We start from the raw sequence: 16,305 nt of genomic DNA on the forward strand, positions 1-16,305 counted from the left end.
CCCGGCCGGCCACGTAGGGTTACCTGGTCATGTGGCAGGCGTACCTCCTCCTTGGTCGCCGCGACGAGGCCTGAAGGCCGGCACCTCGTCGCGGAGTCGAACCGCGCCGTCCAGCACATCCGAACCTTCCATCGGCAACCGCCCGGGCACCGTCGCCCGGCACCCGGCCGACACCTTCCGATTGCTGACGCCACATGTTCCAGGGAGCACTCCGTCATGGCTCAACCCGTCACCGACGCTGACACCGATCCCATCGCCCGGCAGCGCCCCAGCCGGATGCCGTACCACCGCTACCAGCCGTACCAGCAGCAGTTCCGGATCGACCTGCCCGACCGCACCTGGCCGACCCGGCACGTCGAGGCCGCGCCGCGCTGGTGCGCGGTGGACCTGCGCGACGGCAACCAGGCGCTGATCGACCCGATGTCGCCGGAGCGCAAGCGCCGGATGTTCCAGCTGCTGGTGCAGATGGGCTACAAGGAGATCGAGGTCGGCTTCCCCTCGGCGAGCCAGACGGACTACGACTTCGTACGGCAGCTCATCGAGCAGGACCTGATCCCCTCCGACGTCACGATCCAGGTGCTCACCCAGTGCCGGGAGCACCTGATCGACCGGACGTTCGAGTCGCTGCGCGGCGCGCGGCGGGCGATCGTGCACTTCTACAACTCGACGTCCACGCTCCAGCGTCGGGTGGTCTTCGGGCTGGACCGCGACGGCATCGCCGACATCGCCACCCAGGGCGCGCGGCTCTGCCGCAAGTACGCGGAGATCCACACCCCGGACACGGACATCCACTACGAGTACTCGCCCGAGTCCTACACGGGCACGGAGCTGGAGTACGCGCTGGAGGTCTGCGCCAAGGTCATCGAGGTGGTCGACCCGACCCCGGACCGCAAGCTGATCGTCAACCTGCCGGCCACCGTCGAGATGGCCATGCCGAACGTCTACGCCGACTCGATCGAGTGGATGCACCGGCACCTGCCCCGGCGGGACAGCCTGGTGCTGAGCCTGCACCCGCACAACGACCGGGGCACCGGCGTGGCCGCCGCCGAGCTGGGGCTGCTGGCCGGCGCCGACCGGGTCGAGGGCTGCCTGTTCGGCAACGGCGAGCGCACCGGCAACGTCGACCTGGTGACGCTCGGGCTGAACCTGTTCTCCCAGGGCGTCGACCCGATGATCGACTTCTCGAACATCGACGAGGTGCGGCGGGCCGTCGAGTACTGCAACCAGCTCCCGGTGCACGAGCGCCACCCGTACGCCGGCGACCTCGTCTACACCGCCTTCTCCGGCTCCCACCAGGACGCGATCAAGAAGGGCTTCGACGCGCTCGCCAAGGACGCGGCGGCGGCCGGGGTGCCGATCGACCAGCACACCTGGGCGGTGCCCTACCTGCCGATCGACCCGAAGGACCTGGGCCGCACCTACGAGGCGGTCATCCGGGTCAACTCGCAGTCCGGCAAGGGCGGCGTCGCGTACATCATGAAGAGCGAGCACCAGCTCGACCTGCCGCGCCGACTCCAGATCGAGTTCTCCGGCGTGGTCCAGCAGGTCACCGACCACGACGGCGGCGAGGTCGACCCGGGCACCATGTGGGAGATCTTCGCCACGCACTACCTGCTCGACCACCAGGTCGACCCGGCGCTCACCCTGGACGGCTACGCCATCGGCACCGCCGAGGGCAAGGTCGAGATCGAGGCCCGCGTCGGCCTGGGCGGGGAGCCCCGCTCGCTGACCGCGGTCGGCAACGGCCCGATCGACGCGTACGTCAACGCGCTCCAGTCGGTGGGCGTGGCGGTACGGGTGCTCGACTACCACGAGCACGCGCTCTCCTCCGGCGGGGACGCGCAGGCCGCCGCGTACGTGGAGTGCGAGGTCGACGGTCGTACGGTCTGGGGCGTCGGCACCGACGCCAACATCGTCACCGCCTCCGTGAAGGCCGTGACGAGCGCCGTCAACCGCGCCCGCGCCTGACGGACGAGGAAGGGCACCCCGCTCAGGCAGGGGTGCCCTTCCTCACTCGCGGGGCGGGCGGTGCACGAGCAGGACGGCCATCGCCGCCCCCGCCAGCAGCAGGCCGGCGCACCAGAGCATCGCGCCCCGGTACGCGTCGGTGAGCGCGGCCGGCTGCGCGTAGCCGGCGCCGGAGAGCCCGACCAGCAGCGGCAGGGCGGCCACCGCCAGCAGCCCGCCCGCCCGGGACGCGGCGTTGTTGAAGCCGCTCGCCACGCCGGCGAAGCGGTCGTCGACCGCGGCCAGCACGGAGGCGGTCAGCGGCGCCACCACCAGCGTCAGCCCGATCCCGAACAGCACCACCCCCGGCAGCACGTCCCGCCAGTACGACGCGTCCGGATCGACGCCACGCAGCAGCACCAGCCCGGCGGCGGCGACCACCGGCCCGACGGTCAGCGGCAGTCTCGGCCCGATCCGCGCCGACAGCGCGCCCGCCCTGGCCGAGCCGACCAGCAGCAACACCGTCATCGGCAGCAGCGCGACCCCGGTGAGCAGCGCCGACCAGCCGACAACGTTCTGCAGGTAGACGGCGAGGAAGAAGGTGAAGCCGCCGAGCGCCGCGTAGACGAGCACGGTGAAGACGTTCAGCACGGAGAAGAGCCGGCTGCCGAACAGTCCGGTGGGCAGCATCGCGGCGTCCCCCCGTCGCCGCTCGACCAGCACGAAGGCCACCGCGCCGGCCACGCCCGCCAGCGCGGCGGCGAGCACCGGCACCGAGTCGAAGCCCCGGACGGGGGCGTCGATCAGCGCGTACGTGACGCCGGCCAGGGCCAGCGCGCCGAGCAGGGCGCCCGCCACGTCGAACCGGCGGCGGCCCCGCCCCGCCGCCCCGGTGCGGGACGCGGCCTCGTCCCGGCTCTCCGGCACCCAGCGCAGGGTCGCCAGCAGCACGAGCACGGCCAGCGGCAGGTTGAGGAAGAAGATCCACCGCCAGGAGAGCGCGTCGATCAGCCAGCCGCCGAGGAACGGGCCGAGCGCGGTGGATACGCCGGACAGTCCCGACCAGGCGCCGATGGCGCGACCCCGGTCGTCCGGGTGGAAGCTGGCCTGGAGCACCGACAGCGAGCCCGGGGTGAGCAGCGCGCCCCCGGCGCCCTGGAGGAACCGGGCCGCGATCAGCCACTCGGTGCCCTGGGCCAGGCCGCACAGCAGCGAGGCGAGGGTGAACCAGACCACCCCGACCAGGAAGACCCGCCGCCGCCCCAACCGGTCGCCGAGCGCGCCGCCGAGCAGGACGAAGGCGGCCAGCATCAGCAGGTAGCCGTTGACCGTCCACTGGAGACCGGCGACGGTGGCGTCGAGGTCCGCACCGAGGTGGGGCAGCGCCACGTTGACCACGGTGGTGTCCAGGAAGACCATGCCGGAGGCGAGTACGGCGGCGAGCAGGGTGCCCCGCCCGTGCGCGGTGCCCAGCCGGAGCGCGGGCGCGGTTTCGGTCATGGCGTCCAATCTGCCCCGGGGGATATGAGAGACGCCACGAATCGCCGAAACCCGGCCCGGGTACTGTGCGGGATCGCCGGGAGCCCGCAAGCTGGAGAGGTGTCGTCTGTGCGTACCAGATCAGGACCGCGCGCCGCAGTGACGGCCGCGCTCGCCGCGGCGCTGGCGCTCGGCGCGGCCGGTTGCGTCGCCGCCGACGAGCCGGACGTCGCGCCGAGCAGCGGTGGCAGCGGCGGAAACGCCGCGCAGAAGCTGACCCAGCTCACCGTGGCCACCGCCGGGTCGATGAAGGGCTACAGCCGCAGCCGCTTCCCGCACTGGCGGGACACCGGCAAGAACTGCGACGTACGCGACAGCGTGCTGAAACGCGACGGGGAGGACATCAAGCTCTCCGGCTGCAACGTGGTGGGCGGCCACTGGGAGAGCGTCTACGACGGCCGCGCGTTCACCGACCCGTCCGACGTGGACATCGACCACACCGTGCCGTTGGCGAACGCGTGGCGCTCGGGTGCCGACGAGTGGGACGACGCGAAGCGTGGCGAGTTCGCCAACGATCTGGACCGGCCGCAGCTCATCGCGGTTTCCGCGTCCTCCAACCGGGCAAAGGGTGACCAGGACCCGTCCCAGTGGAAGCCTGCGAACCGGTCGTTCTGGTGCCAGTACGCCGACAACTGGGTGACGGTGAAGCACCACTGGCGGCTGACGGTGACCAGTGCCGAGAAGGCCGCCCTGACCGACATGCTGGAGGGCTGCACATGGGCGAGCAAGCCGTGACCGGAGCCGGGGGCACCCCCGCCCCGGAGCAGACGCCGGACGCCACCGGGGAGGACGCGGCGGCGGCCACCGGCAGCGCGCCGGCCGGACCGACCACGGCCGGCATGACGGCGGACGGCGCGGCGGGCACGACCACCGGGGTGCCGGGGGCCGGCATGGCCGCCGACGCCGAGGGCACCTCGACCGCCGCGACGGAGCGTACGGCCGACGTCGTGCCCGGCCCGGGCGGGGTGATGACCGACGAGGTCGGTGTGGTCACCGGCGAACTGACCCTGCGCACCGGGTACGCGGACGGCCAGGTGACGCTGACGGTGCAGTACAAGGACGCCGACGAGTGGTACACGGTCACCGGCGGCAGGGTCGCGCTGGCCGACCCGGCCGGGCTGGACGCGGTGCACGGCATCGCGGTCGCGCTGCTGCACCGCCCCGAGGGCTGACCCCACCGGCCGCCCGCCCGGACGCGGCCCTCCGGTCGAGGGGCCGCGTCCGCGACGCGGATCAGACGTACGAGCCCGGCTCGCTGGGGGCGGAGACGGTGTGCGGCTCCTCGCCCTCGCCGGCCGGTCGGGTGAGCTGCACGCTGACCTTGTGCGGGCGCAGCTCCCCGCTGGCGATCCGCTCGGCGAAGTGGCAGGCGACCCGGCTGCCGCCGATGTCCCGCAGCGCGGGCCGCTCGTCGGCGCAGCGGGTCGGCTGCGCCCACGGGCAACGGGTGTGGAACCGGCAGCCCGCCGGCGGGTTGGCCGGCGAGGGCAGGTCGCCGGCGAGCAGGATGCGCTCCCGGCGGTCCTCCACGTCCGGGTCCGGCACCGGCACCGCCGACATCAGCGCCCGCGTGTACGGGTGCAGCGGCTCTGTGTAGAGCCGGTCGCTCGGCGCCTCCTCGACCAGCGCGCCCAGGTACATGACGCCGACCGTGTCGGAGATGTGTCGCACCACCGCGAGGTCGTGCGCGATCACCAGGTACGTCAGGCCGAGGGTGTCCTGGAGATCGTCGAGCAGGTTCACGACCTGGGCCTGGATCGACACGTCGAGCGCGGAGACCGGCTCGTCGGCGACGATCAGGTCGGGCCCGAGCACCAGCGCCCGGGCGATGCCGATGCGCTGCCGCTGGCCGCCGGAGAACTCGTGCGGGTAGCGGGAGAGCGCCCAGCGGGGCAGGCCGACCTTGTCCAGCGTCTCGCCGATGATCTTCCGGCGCTCGTCCCGGTCGCCGCCGATGCCGTGGGCCTGCAACCCCTCGGTGAGGATCGACTCGACGTTCTGCCGGGGGTCCAGGCTCGACATCGGGTCCTGGAAGATCATCTGCATCCGGCGACGCATCGACCGCAGCTTGCCCGACGGCAGCGTCGTCAGCTCGACGCCGTCGAACCTGACCTCGCCGCCGGTGGGCGGGGTGAGCTGGAGCAGCGCCCGACCCAGCGTCGACTTGCCGCAGCCCGACTCGCCGACCAGCCCGTACGTCTTGCCGCGCGGGATGCTCAGGTCGACGCCGTCGACGGCCTTCACGTGGCCGACCGTACGGTCGAAGATCACGCCCCGTCGGATCGGGAAGTGCACCTTCAGGTCGCGAACCTCGACGAGGAATTCGCTCTCGGTCACGGCTTCTCCTCCTCGCGCGGTGCGGGCACCGGGCCCGCGGTCGCCTCCGTCGCGGACGCGTCCGCCGCCGGTGCGGTGGCGACCGTGGCCGGGGCGTCGGTCGCCGGTGCGGTGGCGGCGGCCGGGGCGGCGGTGGCCGGGGCTGCCGGCTCTGCCGGGGCGGTGCCGGTGCCGGCCGGCGGGGGCAGGGTGCCGGGCACCGGCGCCGGGTTGACGCAACGGTAGCTGCGTCCGTCGTGGGCGAGCACCAGCGCGGGCGGCTCCCCCACGCACTCGTCGACCCGCCGCGCGCAGCGCGGCGCGAAGGCGCAGCCGTCCGGCCAGGGCAGGAGGTCGCGGACCGAGCCCGGGATCGGGTTCAGCCGCTCGCCGCGCCCGGCGTCCAGGCGCGGCACCGAGCCGAGCAGCCCCACGGTGTACGGGTGCCGGGGCTCGCGGAACAGCGGGCGACGGCGGGCCGTCTCCACCACCCGGCCGCCGTAGAGCACGTTGATCGTGTCGCACATCCCGGCGACCACGCCCAGGTCGTGGGTGATCATCACCAGGGCGGTGCCGGAGTCCCGGACCAGCTCCTTGAGCAGCTCCAGGATCTGCGCCTGGATGGTGACGTCCAGCGCCGTGGTCGGCTCGTCGGCGATCAGCAGCCGGGGCTTGCAGGCCACGGCCATCGCGATCAGGGCACGCTGCCGCATGCCGCCGGAGAGCTGGTGCGGGTACTCCTTGAGCCGCCGCTTCGGGTCGGGGATGCCGACCTGGTCCAGCAGGGCCGCCGCCTCCTTCTCCGCCGCCGCGCCCTTCATCCCCCGGTGCCGCGTGAGCACCTCGGTGACCTGCAACCCGATGGGGATCACCGGGTTCAGGGACGAGAGCGGGTCCTGGAAGATCATCGCGACGTCCCGGCCACGGATGTCCCGCCGGGACCGGTCGTCGAGCTGGAGCAGGTCCGTGCCGTCGAAGACCGCCTTGCCGCCGACGCGCAGGCCCGGCTGCTTGGGCAGCAGACCCATGATCGCCAGCGAGGTGACGCTCTTGCCGCAGCCGGACTCGCCGACCAGGCCGACCACCTCGCCGGCGTCGACGGAGAAGGAGACCCCGTCGACGGCGTGCACGGTGCGCTGACCGCGCCGGGCGAAGGTGACGGAGAGATCTTCGACATCAAGCAGAGCCATGTCGGGCCCGCCTTTCGTTCGCGACTGCGGGGCTCGTCAGCGCACTCCTCGCGCTCACCGGCCCTACTTCCGCAGCTTCGGGTCGAGTGCCTCGCGCATCGCCTCGCCGAGCAGGGTGAAGCCCAGCGCGGTGACGATGATGGCGAGGGCGGGCAGGATCGCCAGCCGGGGCGCGGAGTCGAGGTACTGCTGCGCGTCGGCGAGCATCACACCCCACTCGGGGATGGAGGCGTCGTTGTTGCCGAGGCCGAGGAAGGAGAGCGCCGCAGCTTCGATGATCGCGGTGGCCAGGGTGAGGGTGGCCTGCACGATGACCGGGGCGAGCGAGTTCGGCACCACGTGGGTCAGCGCGATCTTCGGCTTCTTGACGCCCAGCGAGACGGCGGCCAGGACGTAGTCGCTGTTCGCCTGGGAGATCATCGAGCCGCGCAGCAGCCGGGCGAAGACCGGCACCGACACCACGCCGACCGCGATCATGACCGTGGTCAGCCCGGCGCCGAGCAGGGCCGCGATGCTGATCGCCAGCAGCAGGCTCGGCATGGCCAGCAGCATGTCGACGAACCGCATCAGCACGTTGTCGACCGCCCGGCCCCACCGGCCGCCGAGGCCGGCGGCGGCACCGGCGATCCCGCCGATCAGCGAGCCGACCGCGAGGCCGATCAGGGTGGAGACCACGCCGACCAGCAGGGTCTGCCGGGCGCCGACGATCATGCGGCTGAACTCGTCGCGACCGATGTGGTCGACGCCGAACCAGTTCTCGCCCCGGAATCCGGGGAATTCGCCGAGGCGGATCTCGCTCTTCCAGAGCTGGGCGTCGGGCGCGTACGGGACGAAGAACGGCCCGAGGATGGCGACCAGCAGGAACAGGCTGAGGATCACCGCGCCGACGATCGCCGCCGGGTTGCGCCGCAGCCGGCGGAACGCCTCCTTCCAGAGGCTGACGCCGCGCTCGTCCTCCCGGGCCGCCAGCTCGGCGAGCCGGTCGATCTTTTCCTTCTTCTTGCCGCTGGTGATCGTCATCGGACCCTCACCCTCGGGTCGATCAGGCTGTAGGAGAGGTCGACCAGGAGGTTCACCAGCACGTACACCACCGCGATGATCAGGATGAAGCCCATCAGGACCGGATAGTCACGCTGGCTGATCGCCTCGTAGATGAAGGCTCCGATGCCGCTGAAGGCGAAGACGGTCTCGGTCAGCACCGCGCCGGAGAGCAGGCCGCCGGTGAGCAGGCCGATCGAGGTGACCACCGGCAGCATGGAGTTGCGCAGCACGTGCCGGCGCCGGACCGTGCTCTCGGTGAGTCCCTTCGCCTCGGCGGTGCGTACGAAGTCCTCGTTGAGGACCTCCAGCACGCTGGCCCGGGTGATCCGGACGATGATCGCCAGGGGGATGCTGGCCAGCGCGACGCCCGGCAGCACCAGGTGCCAGAGCGCGTCGGCGGCGGCGTCCCACTCCCGGGTCATCAGACCGTCGAGGACGAAGAAGTTGGTGACCCGCGTCGCCCCGAGCGTCGGGTCCTGCCGGCCGCTCGCCGGGAACCAGCCGAGGTTCTCCGCGAAGATCGCCTTGAGCACGTACGCGAGGAAGAAGACCGGGATGCAGATGCCGATCAGGGAGCCGCCCACGGAGAGGTGGTCCAGCATCCGGCCGCGGCGGCGGGCCGCCAGGTAGCCCAGCGGGATGCCGACGCCGACCGCGATCAGCATCGCCGTGATGGAGAGCTCGACCGTGCCGGGGAACCGCTCGACGAACTCGGTGACGACGGTGCGCTTGGTGGAGGTCGAGGTGCCCAGATCCAGGCGGATCAGCCGCCGCACGAACCGGCCGTACTGCACCAGGATCGGCTCGTCGAGGCCCATGTTGCGCCGGATCTGGGCGCGCATCTCGGGCGTCCCACGCTCACCGAGGATGGCGGTCTCGGGACCGCCGGGCAGTCGGCGGAGCCAGATGAACAGCAGGAGGGAGAGCCCGAACAGCGTGGGTATCAGCTGGAGCAGGCGTCTGACGATGAACCGGAACACGGCGGCCTCGAAAGGGGTACGGAGGGTCGTGGGCGGGCGCTGCCGAAACAGCGCCCGCCCACGACTCGGAGCGTCAGATCAGGACTTGAACTCGGCGGTGGAGAACCGCTCGTCGGTGAGCGGGCTCGCCTTGACCCCGGTCACGTCCTTGCCGAACACGATCGCCGGCGGCGAGTGCGACACCGGAACACCGGGCAGGAAGTCCATGATGGCCTTGTTCAGGGCCTTGTACTTCTCGGTCCGGGCCGCCGCGTCGACGGTGGTGTCAGCGTCCTTGAACTGGGCGAAGAGGGCGGGGTTGGTGAAGCCCCACTCGGCCTTCGGCCGGTCGAAGAAGGTGCCGATGAAGTTGTAGGCGTCGCCGTAGTCACCGCTCCAACCCAGGAAGTGCAGGTCGTGCTTGTTACCCGAGGTGGTGGCGTTCAGGTAGTCCGGGCTCCACTTCAGCGGGATGGCCTGGACGGTGATGCCGACCGCCTTGAGGTCCGCCGAGAGCAGCTCGAAGATGTCCTTCGGGTTCGGCATGTACGGCCGAGTGACCTCGGTCGGGTAGTGGAACCGCAGGGTCAGGTTCGTCGCACCGGCCTCGGCCAGGAGCTGCTTGGCCTTCTCCGGGTTGTAGTCGTACTTGGTGACCTCGCCGTTCCAGCCGTCGACGGTGTCCGGCATGAAGTTCTCGGCGACCTTGGCGCCCGGGGGCAGCTTCGAGTCGACGAGAGCCTGCCGGTTCAGCGCGTGCGCGATGGCCTGGCGGACCTTCACGTCGGCGAGCTTCGGGTTCCCCTTCTGGTTGATGCCCAGGTAGAGGACGTTGAACGCCGGGCGGGTCAGGACGTTGAAGCCCTCACCCTTCAGCGGCTCGACGTCGGCCGGGCCGACCAGGTCGTAGCCCTGGATGTCGCCGGAGCGCAGCGCCTGCTTGCGCGCGTTCTCGTCCGAGATCGTCTTGTAGATCAGGGTCTTCAGCTTGGCCTTGGTGCCGGCGTAGTCCTCGTTGCGCTCCATGGTCAGCGTCTTGTTCGCGACGTCCCACGACTTGAACTTGAACGGACCGGTGCCGGTCGGGTGCGCGGTCGCGTAGGCCGGGTACTTGATGTCCTCGGCGGTGCCGCCCACGTTGCTGGCGTCGTACTTCTCCAGCGCGGTCGGGCTGTGCATCGAGAACGACGGCAGCATCAGTGCGGCCGGGATCTTGCTGGAGACCCGGGTGAAGGCCAGGTCGACCGTGGTGGCGTCCTTGGCGGTGCAGGACTTGAAGAGGCTCGGCGGCAGCTCCGGGCTCTCGTTCTTGGCGAAGCCGCCCATGACGTCCTGCCAGTAGGCGGTCACGTCCGGGCTCTGCATGAGGCCCTTGGCGTTGTACCAGCGGTCGAAGTTCTTGCAGACCGCCTCGGCGTTGAATTCGGTGCCGTCGTGGAACTTCACGCCGGAGCGCAGCTTGAAGGTCCAGGTGGTGCCCGCGGCGTCCGGGGTCCAGGACTCGGCCAGGCCGGGGGTGACCTTGGTGCCACCCTCCTCCGGACGGACCAGCGTCTCGAAGACCTGACGCGCCACGCGCAGCGACTCACCGTCGCTGGCGAAGCTCGGGTCGAGCACCTTCGGGTCTCCGGCTACGCCGAAGACGAGGGTGTCCTTCTTGCTACCGCCGGAACTGTCATCGCGGTCGCTCTCGGCGCAGCCTGCTACCGCGAGGGCCGCGACCGCGACGGCCGCGAGCGCGACCTTCGGCCTGGATGCACGCATGGGTGCTTCACCTCGTCCTTGGGGTTACGGACAATCGTGGTGACAGGGGTCACCGATCGCCGTGACCTTAGCCGTCGTTCGGACCGACGGGAAACCTACGCGGAACCGGTTGGTACCGGATCGTGTCTTAACCGATGCGGCCCGCCGCAGGGGCCGTTCCGGACCGCCATCATAGGGGCGCAATGCCCGGTTTGACCGATGCAGATTTGTTACATCGATCGTCGCCTGCATCGCCCTCATGTCAGAACCCACAGTGGACGCGCGGGCACCGTACGACGATGGCCGGCACCGCGATCCGGTGCCGGCCATGACAGGAACTCAGACGGCGCGACGGCCCTCGAAGGCCCGACCGAGCGTGATCTCGTCGGCGTACTCCAGGTCGCCGCCGACCGGCAGGCCGCTCGCCAACCGGGTCACCGAGATGCCCATCGGCTTGACCATCAACGCCAGGTACGTCGCGGTCGCCTCGCCCTCGGTGTTCGGGTCCGTGGCCAGGATCAGCTCCCGCACCGTGCCGTCACTGAGCCGGGCCATAAGCTCGCGGATGCGCAGATTGTCCGGCCCGATCCCCTCCAGCGGATTGATCGCTCCGCCGAGCACGTGGTAACGGCCCCGGAACTCGCCGGTGCGCTCGATCGCCACCACGTCCTTGGGCTCCTCGACCACGCAGAGCACCTCGTCGGTGCGGCGCGGGTCCCGGCAGATCCGGCACCGGTCGGACTCGGCCACGTTGTAGCAGCTGGTGCAGAACCGCACCAGCTCCTTGACCTTGCGCAACGCCCCGGCCAGCCGGTTGACGTCGGCCGGGTCGGCGGACAGGACGTGGAACGCGATCCGCTGTGCGCTCTTCGGGCCCACGCCCGGCAGCCGCCCCAACTCGTCGATCAGGTCCTGGATGGCGCCCTCGTACATCTGCCGCTCAGAAACCGGGCAGGCCGAGGCCGCCCATGCCGCCGGTGACCGGACCCATCTTCTGCTCGGTCAGCTGCCGCGCCGCCTCGGCCGCGTTGTGCATGGCCGCGACCACCAGGTCCTCCAGGGTCTCCACGTCCTCCGGGTCGACCGCCTTCGGGTCGATCTTGATCGACTTCAGCTCGCCGGTGCCGGCGACGGTCGCGGTCACCAGGCCACCGCCGGCGGTGCCGGTCAGCTCCGCCTCGGCCAGCTCGGCCTGCGCCTTGGCGATCTGCTGCTGCATCTTCTGCGCCTGCTTCAGCATCTGCTGCATGTTCGGCTGTCCACCTGGGCGCACGGATGGCTCCTTCTCGCACTCGTCTGCTCGGCCGCCGCTCAGCCTATCGGCTGTGAGCAGCCTCGCCCCGCCCGGTGCTTCCCCCGCGGCGGGTCCGGGCGCACGATCACGGGACCGACCGGACGGAGGTGGTGGATGTCCCGGGAACAGGCCGCGGCGGCCATCGAACGGCAGGCGCGGGCCTGCGCGGCCATGGACGCCGGGCTCTACGCCGACCTGCTGACGCGCGCCGCCGCAGACGTCCGGGCCGGCGGTCCGTGCGCCACCGCCATCACGGGGTACGAGGACGCGCCCGCCGACGACGTCGTGTCGCTGCGCCTGCTCGGCGGCGTGCACGCGCTGGTGCTCTCCGGCCGGGCGCCGGAGCTGGCCCGGTTCTATCCCAGCGCCGGCGGGGCGTACCGGCCGGCGGACGCCCCCGCCTGCTGGACCGCGTTCCGGACGGTCGTCGAGGCCGAGCACGACACGCTGCGCGGCTGGCTGCGCCGCCCGCCCCAGACCAACGAGGTGGGCCGGGCCAACCTGCTGCTCGCCGGGCTGCTGCACGCCGTGCACGAGGCGGGCGGGCTGCCGGTACGCCTGGTCGAGCTGGGCGCCAGCGGTGGGCTGAACCTGCGCGCCGACGAGTTCCGCGTCGAGGCCGCCGGCTTCGCCTGGGGCCCGGCCGACTCCCCGGTGCGCCTGCCGGACGCCTGGCGGGGCGGAGCGCCCGACTGGCTGCGGGAGGCGGCCGGCACGTACCCCGAGCTGACCGTCGTGGAGCGCATCGGCTGCGACCTCACCCCGCTCGACCCGGGCGACCCCGACGACGCGCTCGCGCTGCGGGCGTACGTCTGGCCGCAGCACACCGCCCGCGCGGCCCGGCTGACCGGCGCGCTGGAGCTGGCCCGGCGGCTGCCGGCGCGGGTCGTCGCGGCGGGGGCGGCCGACTTCCTCGCCGGCATCACCCCGCGTCCCGGCACGCTGACCGTCGTGTGGCACTCGGTGATGCGGCAGTACGTGCCGGCCGAGGAGTGGGCGCGGGTCACCACCGAACTGGACCGGCTGGCCGCCGCCGGCAGCGCCGACGCGCCGGTGGCCCACCTGTCCTTCGAGCCCCACCCCCGGGAGGCCCGCAACGACTTCCAGCTGCGCGCCCGGCTCGGCAGTGGGCCGGAACGACTGCTGGCGGAGGCACACCCCCACGGCCTCCCGGCCTGGCCCACCTGACGACCCACCGAGCCGTGCCCACCGCGCCCGGTACGCCATCGCTGGAGATCTTGGTACCTGAGCGCCCCTGGAGGGGCCGTTCCGTACCAAGATCTGCCGCGATTCGCTTTTACGGGGCCGGGGAGGCGTGCCCCCGGCTGCGGCAGCGGCGGGTCGGCTAGCGGGCGTCGACCTCGTCGATCTTTTCGGCGCCGAACGCCTCGCGGAGCAGCCGTACCGCCTGTTCCTCGCTGGACTCGCGCGCGGTCTTCTCGTCGATGACCTCGTCCAGCGGCTCGTCGCCCGGGTCGAAGCCCTCGAAGTTCGGGGCCGCCGGCGCGGCGCCGCCGGGGCGTCCCGTGCCGCCGCGCAGCGGGCCGTCGAAGTCCGGGTCGTACGGCGGCTCACCGGCCCAGTCGGCGTCCGCGGTCTTCCGGGCAGCCTGCCCGGTACGCGGACCACGTCCCGCCGCAGCCGCCCGTGCCGCCGCGATCGCGCTGCTCACCGGGGGGCCGGCGGGCGCGGCCTGCTGCGGAGCCGCAGAGGGGGCGGCCGGCTTCGGTACGGCCGACACCGCACCAGCCGTCGGTGCGGAAGCCGATGCGCTGCCCGTCGCCGCGCCGGCCGTCGAGGTGGCGGTGGGCGTGCCGCCCGGCCGAGCCGGTTCCGGCCAGTCGTCCGCGCCTCCGGCCGCGCCACCCGGGCGGGCCGGCTCGGGCCAGTCCTCGGCCTCGTCGGCGGCGGGAGCACCGCCAGGCCCCGACGCACCAGCGCCGGAGGCGGGCCGGGTCACCTGCCCCTGGCCGCCCGCATCTGCACGCGGACCGCTGGCGCCACCGGACCCGCCGGCCGCACCACCGGGGCCACCCGTGCCGGCCGAACCGTTCAGACCACCTGGACCGCTCGGACCGTTCGTGCCCGCCCGTCCGCTCGGACCGCCCTGATCTCCTGGGCCGCTCGAACCGGCCGAACCGTTCAGACCACCTGGACCGCTCGGACCGCCCTGATCTCCTGGGCCGCTCGAACCGGCTGAGCCGCTCGGACCGCCTGGACCGCTCGGACCGTTCGTGCCGGCCGGACCGCCCGAGCCGACATGGCCGCCCGTGCCGGCTGGGCTGTCCGCGCCGACTGGGCCGTCCGCGCCGGCTGGGCCGCCCGGCATGCCGCTGCCGGACGGGCCGGCAGCGGCTCGGTCCTGGTGAACAGGGGCCGCCGACGGCGGGGACGCCGGGCGGGCCGGGGCGGCGGAACGGGACGAGCCACCGGGCGACGCGCCGCCCCGCTCGCCGGCCACCTCGCAGCGGATCTGCCAGCGGCCGCCGAACTCCTCGTACAGCACCTCGGCCAGCACCGACGTGTGGTTGCCCATCATCTGCGCGAGCACCGGCGACTTGACGGTCAGCACCAGGGTGTCGCCGTCCACGTCGCGGACCACCGCGTCGCGCATCAGCGCAGCCGCCGGCTTCTTGATCCGGTTGACCTTCGCGACGATGTCCGGCCAGACCCGGCGCACCGCGACGGCGTCCAGGGGGCCGGCCGGAGCCGCGCCGGGGCGGGGCGGGGCGGGGGTTGCCGGGTCGGGCATCACCGCCGAGGCCGGCACCGGGCGGCGGGCGGGAGCATCGGCGGGCGCGCCCACCGGCTCCGTGGCGCCCGGGGCTGCCTGCGCCGTACGGGAACCGGTGGCGGCCAGAGCCGCGGCGCGGGCGGCCGCGGCCCCGGACGGGGCACCGGCAGCCGCCGGCGGGCCGGCGGGCGACGGGTCGGGCGCGGCGGCAGCCGCGGTCGGGGCGGGAGTGTCGGGGCGTACGGGAGGAGGAGCGGCGACCGGCGCGGGACCGGCGGCGGCCGGCGGCGCGTCGGTGCCGGCGAGGGTGAGCCGGCGCTCCATGCGTTCGAGGCGCTGGAGCAGGCCGCCGGTGCTGTCGTCGGCGCCGGGCAGCAGCATCCGGGCGCAGATCAGCTCCAGCAGCAGCCGGGGCGCGGTGGTGCCGCGCATCTCCACCAGACCGTTGTGCACGATGTCGGCGCAGCGGGACAGCGTCGCCGGACCGAGCCGCTGGGCCTGGGCGGCCATCCGCTCGATCTGGTCGGCCGGGCCGTCGATCAGGCCCTTGGCGGCGGCGTCGGGCACCTGCTGGAGCACGATCAGGTCACGCAGCCGCTCCAGCAGGTCGGAGGCGAACCGGCGCGCGTCGTGCCCGGCCTCGGCGACCCGGTCGACGGTCGCGTACGCCGTCGCGCCGTCGCCGGCGGCCAGCGCGTCGCACATCTCGTCGATGAGGGCGGCGTCGGTGACGCCGAGCAGGGCGGCGGCCCGGGAGTAGGTGACCCCCTCCGCCCCGGCCCCGGCGATGAGCTGGTCGAGCACGGAGAGGCTGTCCCGGGCGCTGCCGCCGCCGGCGCGCACCACCAGCGGGAAGACCGCCGGCTCGACGGCGACGCCCTCGGCCTCGCAGAGCTGCTCCAGGTAGGGCCGGAGCACCTTCGGCGGGATCAGCCGGAACGGGTAGTGGTGGGTCCGCGACTTGATCGTGCCGAGGACCTTCTCCGGCTCGGTGGTCGCGAAGATGAACTTGACGTACTCCGGCGGCTCCTCGACCAGCTTGAGCAGGGCGTTGAAGCCGGCCGACGAGACCATGTGCGCCTCGTCGATGACGTAGATCTTGAAGCGGCTCTTGGCCGGCGCGAAGATCGCCTTCTCGCGCAGCTCGCGGGCGTCGTCGACGCCGCCGTGGCTGGCCGCGTCGATCTCCAGTACGTCGATCGAGCCGCCGTCGGTGGCCAGCTCGCGGCACGACTCGCACTGCCCGCACGGCTCCGGGGTGGGCCCCTGCTCACAGTTGAGCGAGCGGGCCAGGATCCGGGCGCTGGAGGTCTTGCCGCAGCCGCGTGGGCCGGAGAAGAGGTAGGCATGGTTGAGCCGCCCGCTGCGCAGCGCCTGCGACAGCGGCTCGGTGACGTGCTCCTGCCCGATGACCTCGGCGAAGGTGCGCGGCCGGTACTTGCGGTAGAGCGCCAGTGCCACTCGTCCCGCCTCCTCTCGACCGAGCCATTCTGCGCCGGTCGGGCGCGGGTGACCACCCACCACCCCGTGACCTGACCCGCA

At 72.7% G+C, this 16,305-nt stretch carries 13 protein-coding genes; 4 read left to right on the forward strand and 9 right to left on the reverse strand.

The annotated features are described in order from the left end of the window. Positions 1-216 precede the first annotated feature (216 nt). Positions 217-1,968, forward strand: a complete 1,752-nt coding sequence (gene leuA, locus AC5L34_RS21665) for a 2-isopropylmalate synthase (protein ID WP_494826695.1) — start codon at positions 217-219, stop codon at positions 1,966-1,968. Positions 1,969-2,010: 42 nt separating this feature from the next. Here the strand turns inward: leuA and AC5L34_RS21670 are convergent, their stop codons facing one another. Next, on the reverse strand, positions 2,011-3,447 hold the full coding sequence (locus AC5L34_RS21670; RefSeq protein ID WP_494826697.1) for an MFS transporter: 1,437 nt from the start codon (positions 3,445-3,447) through the stop codon (positions 2,011-2,013). A gap of 108 nt (positions 3,448-3,555) precedes the next feature. Here AC5L34_RS21670 and AC5L34_RS21675 point away from each other — a divergent pair, with 108 nt between their 5' ends. Together AC5L34_RS21675 and AC5L34_RS21680 are read left to right on the forward strand one after the other, a co-directional pair. After that, the gene (locus AC5L34_RS21675; RefSeq protein ID WP_089003021.1) at positions 3,556-4,221 is read left to right on the forward strand and encodes an HNH endonuclease family protein; all 666 of its coding nucleotides are present in this window, start codon (positions 3,556-3,558) and stop codon (positions 4,219-4,221) included. Further along, the gene (locus AC5L34_RS21680) at positions 4,203-4,658 is read left to right on the forward strand and encodes a hypothetical protein (RefSeq protein WP_441176862.1); all 456 of its coding nucleotides are present in this window, start codon (positions 4,203-4,205) and stop codon (positions 4,656-4,658) included. The genes AC5L34_RS21675 and AC5L34_RS21680 overlap by 19 nt, the downstream gene beginning before the upstream one ends. A 61-nt stretch (positions 4,659-4,719) precedes the next feature. Here the strand turns inward: AC5L34_RS21680 and AC5L34_RS21685 are convergent, their stop codons facing one another. The 7 genes from AC5L34_RS21685 to AC5L34_RS21715 form a co-directional block, all read right to left on the reverse strand. After that, the gene (locus tag AC5L34_RS21685; RefSeq protein WP_441176861.1) at positions 4,720-5,823 is read right to left on the reverse strand and encodes an ABC transporter ATP-binding protein; all 1,104 of its coding nucleotides are present in this window, start codon (positions 5,821-5,823) and stop codon (positions 4,720-4,722) included. Next, positions 5,820-6,992: an ABC transporter ATP-binding protein gene (locus AC5L34_RS21690; protein WP_494826700.1), complete on the reverse strand. Its 1,173-nt coding sequence runs from the start codon at positions 6,990-6,992 to the stop codon at positions 5,820-5,822. The genes AC5L34_RS21685 and AC5L34_RS21690 overlap by 4 nt, the downstream gene beginning before the upstream one ends. A 63-nt stretch (positions 6,993-7,055) precedes the next feature. After that, a complete protein-coding gene (locus AC5L34_RS21695; RefSeq protein WP_441176859.1) occupies positions 7,056-8,012 on the reverse strand; it encodes an ABC transporter permease in 957 nt (318 codons plus the stop codon). After that, positions 8,009-9,013 carry an ABC transporter permease gene (locus tag AC5L34_RS21700; protein ID WP_441176858.1) on the reverse strand — a complete coding sequence of 335 codons (1,005 nt, stop codon included), beginning with the start codon at positions 9,011-9,013 and terminating at the stop codon, positions 8,009-8,011. The genes AC5L34_RS21695 and AC5L34_RS21700 overlap by 4 nt, the downstream gene beginning before the upstream one ends. A 78-nt stretch (positions 9,014-9,091) precedes the next feature. Continuing rightward, positions 9,092-10,756 carry an ABC transporter substrate-binding protein gene (locus tag AC5L34_RS21705; RefSeq protein WP_441176857.1) on the reverse strand — a complete coding sequence of 555 codons (1,665 nt, stop codon included), beginning with the start codon at positions 10,754-10,756 and terminating at the stop codon, positions 9,092-9,094. Between the two features lie 318 nt (positions 10,757-11,074). Next, a complete protein-coding gene (gene recR / locus AC5L34_RS21710) occupies positions 11,075-11,668 on the reverse strand; it encodes a recombination mediator RecR (protein WP_089003014.1) in 594 nt (197 codons plus the stop codon). A gap of 7 nt (positions 11,669-11,675) precedes the next feature. Then, entirely contained in the window at positions 11,676-11,984 is a 309-nt protein-coding gene (locus AC5L34_RS21715) for a YbaB/EbfC family nucleoid-associated protein (RefSeq protein ID WP_441176934.1), read from the reverse strand. 159 nt (positions 11,985-12,143) lie between these two features. Between AC5L34_RS21715 and AC5L34_RS21720 the strand changes: the two genes are divergently transcribed. After that, positions 12,144-13,217: a DUF2332 domain-containing protein gene (locus tag AC5L34_RS21720; RefSeq protein ID WP_494826703.1), complete on the forward strand. Its 1,074-nt coding sequence runs from the start codon at positions 12,144-12,146 to the stop codon at positions 13,215-13,217. A 157-nt stretch (positions 13,218-13,374) separates the two neighbouring features. Here AC5L34_RS21720 and AC5L34_RS21725 read toward each other — a convergent pair whose 3' ends face one another. After that, complete coding sequence (locus AC5L34_RS21725; protein ID WP_494826705.1) at positions 13,375-16,224, reverse strand: DNA polymerase III subunit gamma and tau; 2,850 nt, start codon at positions 16,222-16,224, stop codon at positions 13,375-13,377. Positions 16,225-16,305: the final 81 nt, after the last annotated feature.

Source organism: Micromonospora sp. ZG13, from assembly GCF_059359355.1.